The sequence below is a fragment of the Bacteroidales bacterium genome, from assembly GCA_014860585.1.
In the GTDB taxonomy this organism is placed as follows: Bacteria; Bacteroidota; Bacteroidia; order Bacteroidales; family 4484-276; genus RZYY01.
In genome coordinates, this window is the sequence record JACZJL010000150.1 from 1 (window position 1) to 3,575 (window position 3,575).

General features: G+C 43.2%; 2 protein-coding genes. Both read right to left on the minus strand.

The window, feature by feature from the left end:
• The coding region (locus tag IH598_15355) for a S8 family serine peptidase (GenBank protein ID MBE0639893.1) at window positions 1–1,400 on the minus strand (1,400 nt) is incomplete at its 3' end.
• A gap of 31 nt (window positions 1,401–1,431) precedes the next feature.
• Window positions 1,432–3,575 (minus strand): hypothetical protein (locus tag IH598_15360; protein MBE0639894.1); only part of this gene is annotated, 2,144 nt, incomplete at its 5' end.

Genomic DNA, 3,575 nt, shown 5'->3' on the forward strand with positions numbered 1-3,575 from the left:
TAATTGGGATTCAGTGAATCAATGTTATCGGCTGTTCCGAGTACCTGGGTGATGAGTTGATCGTTTGACCAGCCGGGGTGATACGATTTCAGCAATCCCAGGCTGCCAGCCACCATCGGCGTGGCCATGGATGTTCCCGACCCAGGGCCATACGTGTTATTGGGAAGGGTGCTCAGGATTCCTCCTCCGGCGCCACCTCCGGGAGCAGAAATGTCAACCGCCAGATTGAAACATGAATACCCTGTTTTGGTATCATCCGTATTTACTGAAGCCACGGAAATTACGTGTTGGTAGTCGGCGGGATAGGACAAGTCTGAGATATTTTCATTCCCTGCGGCTGCCAGGATTATACTCCCTAGTTCCGCTGCGTAAGATACTACTTCCTGGTTGGCAATGGAATAGCTTCCCCCTCCCCAGCTGTTGGAAATAATGTCCGCTCCGTTTTCGGCGGCATAGATGATCCCGTCATAACCCATATAAATGAAGTTATCCTGCCCGGTACGTATTGCCATTACCTTCAGGTTCCAGCTTATGCTGGCAATTCCTGCCTGGTTATTGGTAGCGCCGGCAGCTATACCCGCACAATGAGTTCCATGGCCATTTTCGGGATTGCCCGGAAAAGGATTGGGATCGTTGTCGTTTGTCATGAAATCCCAACCCAGCAGGTCATCCGTAAAGCCATTGGCATCATCATCCACGCCGTTTAAATCACCGGGATCGAGCACCCACTGGTTGTTGATATACTCCATGGTGTGCCCGTCGCCGTCGGCATCTTCGGCAAGGTTTTGCCAGATGTTGCTGATGAGGTCTTCATGATCCCAGTCCACACCGGTGTCGTTGATGGCAATGACGATTTCCTGTGTTCCGTTTTCCCCTTTGTGAATGTCCCAGGCTTCCGGAGCATGGATCTGCGGCAGATGCTGCAACTGCGGCCACAGGACATCGTTGGGAATTTCGGCCAGGCGTTCGATCGGGATGGGCTCGGCATACTCCACGCCCGGGTCGGCGGCAAAGGCTGCTGCTACTTCCTCAACCGGAAACGTTTCCGGAAAGGAGAGCCTGTAAATCCTTGAAAGATCGGGCAGGTCTGGCCGCAGTTTGGCCGGGTTGTAACGGAAGCGCTTTTCGAGTTGAAAGACCTCAAAAAGGGCTATCTTCTCATCCAGCGACTGAACGCCAAAGCTGACTATTCCTGTTTGCTTTCCGAAATCGCCGAGACCGGGTTTGAGCTTTATGGAAATTTGTCCAAGGAAGAATTGGTCATGTGGGCTGAACCGTCTGTGGGCCTTGTTAGCAGTGAAGTTTGTGTTGTTTTCCGGTTTGTCAGGGACTTCACGCATACTCCCACTGAAAGAGAGGAGAGCGAAAAAGAAAATTGAAAATATTGTAATTGTTTTCATGAATATGGGTTATTTGATCTTTTTAACTCTACTAATGGACAATAAAAATTTTTGATTCTTCCTTTGAGGTATAGGATGGTTCGGTTGCTGAAATTTTGAATTCATATTCTCCCTTTGGATAGGTCTTAAATAAATAATAGGACGCTGAATAGACATTGCTTGTCGGGTAATATTCAAGATTCAGCCGCTCCACTGATCCATCAGGTTTGATCAATTCAGCCGTAACCATCGTTTTTTGGTTATAAGTCTGCGACATTAAGTCAGTGACCGTAATCCACACTTCTATTTTCTCTCCCAGGCTGTAAGTTTCTTTTTGGGTGTTAATTTTGATTTCAAAATCCTTTTTAGTCGAAACAATTTTTTTGATTGGTTCGGAAGCCTTGCCATCATACATTAAATAAGCTGATATGTTGTATGCCCCTCCAGGGATACCGTTGGTTATCCAATCTGCGGTTACCTGTAAAGATTTCTGAGGAGGAATGATCGTGTCACATGCATAGTCCATCATCACAGTGGATGAACCATCATTTCTAACCACAATCCTTGCAGTTGAATACAAAGAGTCAGGAAATCCATTACTAAAGTGAGCTGAACAATGTAAAGTATCTCCAATATTAAATCCATTATCAGGGTCGGGGTTAATATCCAATAACTGAGCATCTGCTTTAAAGCCACCTATAGAAAAGCCCTGAAGTTCCTTGTCCAGCAACAGACCATTTTGTAAAACTGAAATTTCAAAATAGTACATGCCTGTTTTCTGGTTGTTTGAAATCCATGATAAAGCTACATTTGTGGTGTCAGGATTAAAGTTTCTGGAAATAACTGGGATTGTTTCATCCACAGGTTCAAATCCACTATTTAGCACCCTGGTTTTGATTTCAGCCATCATTGAACGATCAGACCTATTGTTAATGTTGGCAACAACATTCAATTTCCCTCCCGGAGTTATTAAATCAGGATTTGTATTAATTTCTTCAACAAATAAAAAGGATTCGATGTAATTAATGTTGAATGAATAATCTCTGTAGAATTTAATATCCGTAGATTTCTTGGTGTAATAAAAGGGGTAAACAGTAATGGCTAAATCCTGGTTACCGTTTGGCTGTTCAATCACCAGCCAGTCAAAAATCTGTTCCTTACCAGGTATAGTCTTCATGTTTTTTTTGGAGTTTTTTCGGAAACAAAGATTGTCTGTTGAAAAATCGGCCACAGGTAAGATAAGACCTGTGCTTTTCTCAGGTTCCGATCTGCTTTCCAGCGTAATACTTTGGATCTTGTATTTCCTGTCTATTTTCACCATTTGGGTATATGTCGGGACGATGGGTTCTTTGTCCACTGAAAAAGAGGAAGGCCCGTTAACATTTGGAATGATCACCCGATCTATTCCACCAATGTTTTGAACTTCATAGTTTGGAACGGAGATTTTTATGTTTCCCGGAGGTTCCTGGTATTCCTGAGGAAAGCTATAGTGGCCAATACTTTCAGTGTGCAATCCTTCCTGATCTTGATCGGATGCCCAAAAATTCCATGGGTCTGGATTAATATTTGGACCTCTGTAAATGTGCGACAATGAACTAAATGAGGGTTCGGGTTGTATTGAATTATTCACTTTTTTTGTCATTGCCGAGCAGGTTAAGTTTAGCACAGGTAAACCTCTCTTAGGATCTCCATACAAATTATAGTCATTCACCACATGTCTGTAGGCATACCTGTAATAATGAATCGTATGCCAATGTATGTGATCCAGAATAATTTTTCGCTTAGACCTTAAGATTGATTCTCCAATGGATGGTCCCATCCATGTATTGTGGTAATAACCCAGCGCCAAAGCAAAATCATTATTTGGAGTACGTTGGGTATGCCCTGTAGCTCCAATAAATACGGAGGCTTTACTACCATCAAGAAAAGCATCTCCAAGGCAATCCTGGGTTATGTCCCCGGTTTCACAGGCGATTGACCAGACCATTGGGTACTTTGTGCCAAAATCAACATTGGAGATGCTGGAGTTTAAAAGAAAGTCAGGCCAAGAATTAAAAGAGCCATGGTTCCTGTAAATGACCAAATCAGTATTTGCAGCATTTAAAGTAAACGGATTGCTTTTGTACCCATAATTCGAAGTAATATCTTTCCAATGAATGACCTTAATATTGGAATAAGGTTTTATAGATTTCGAGA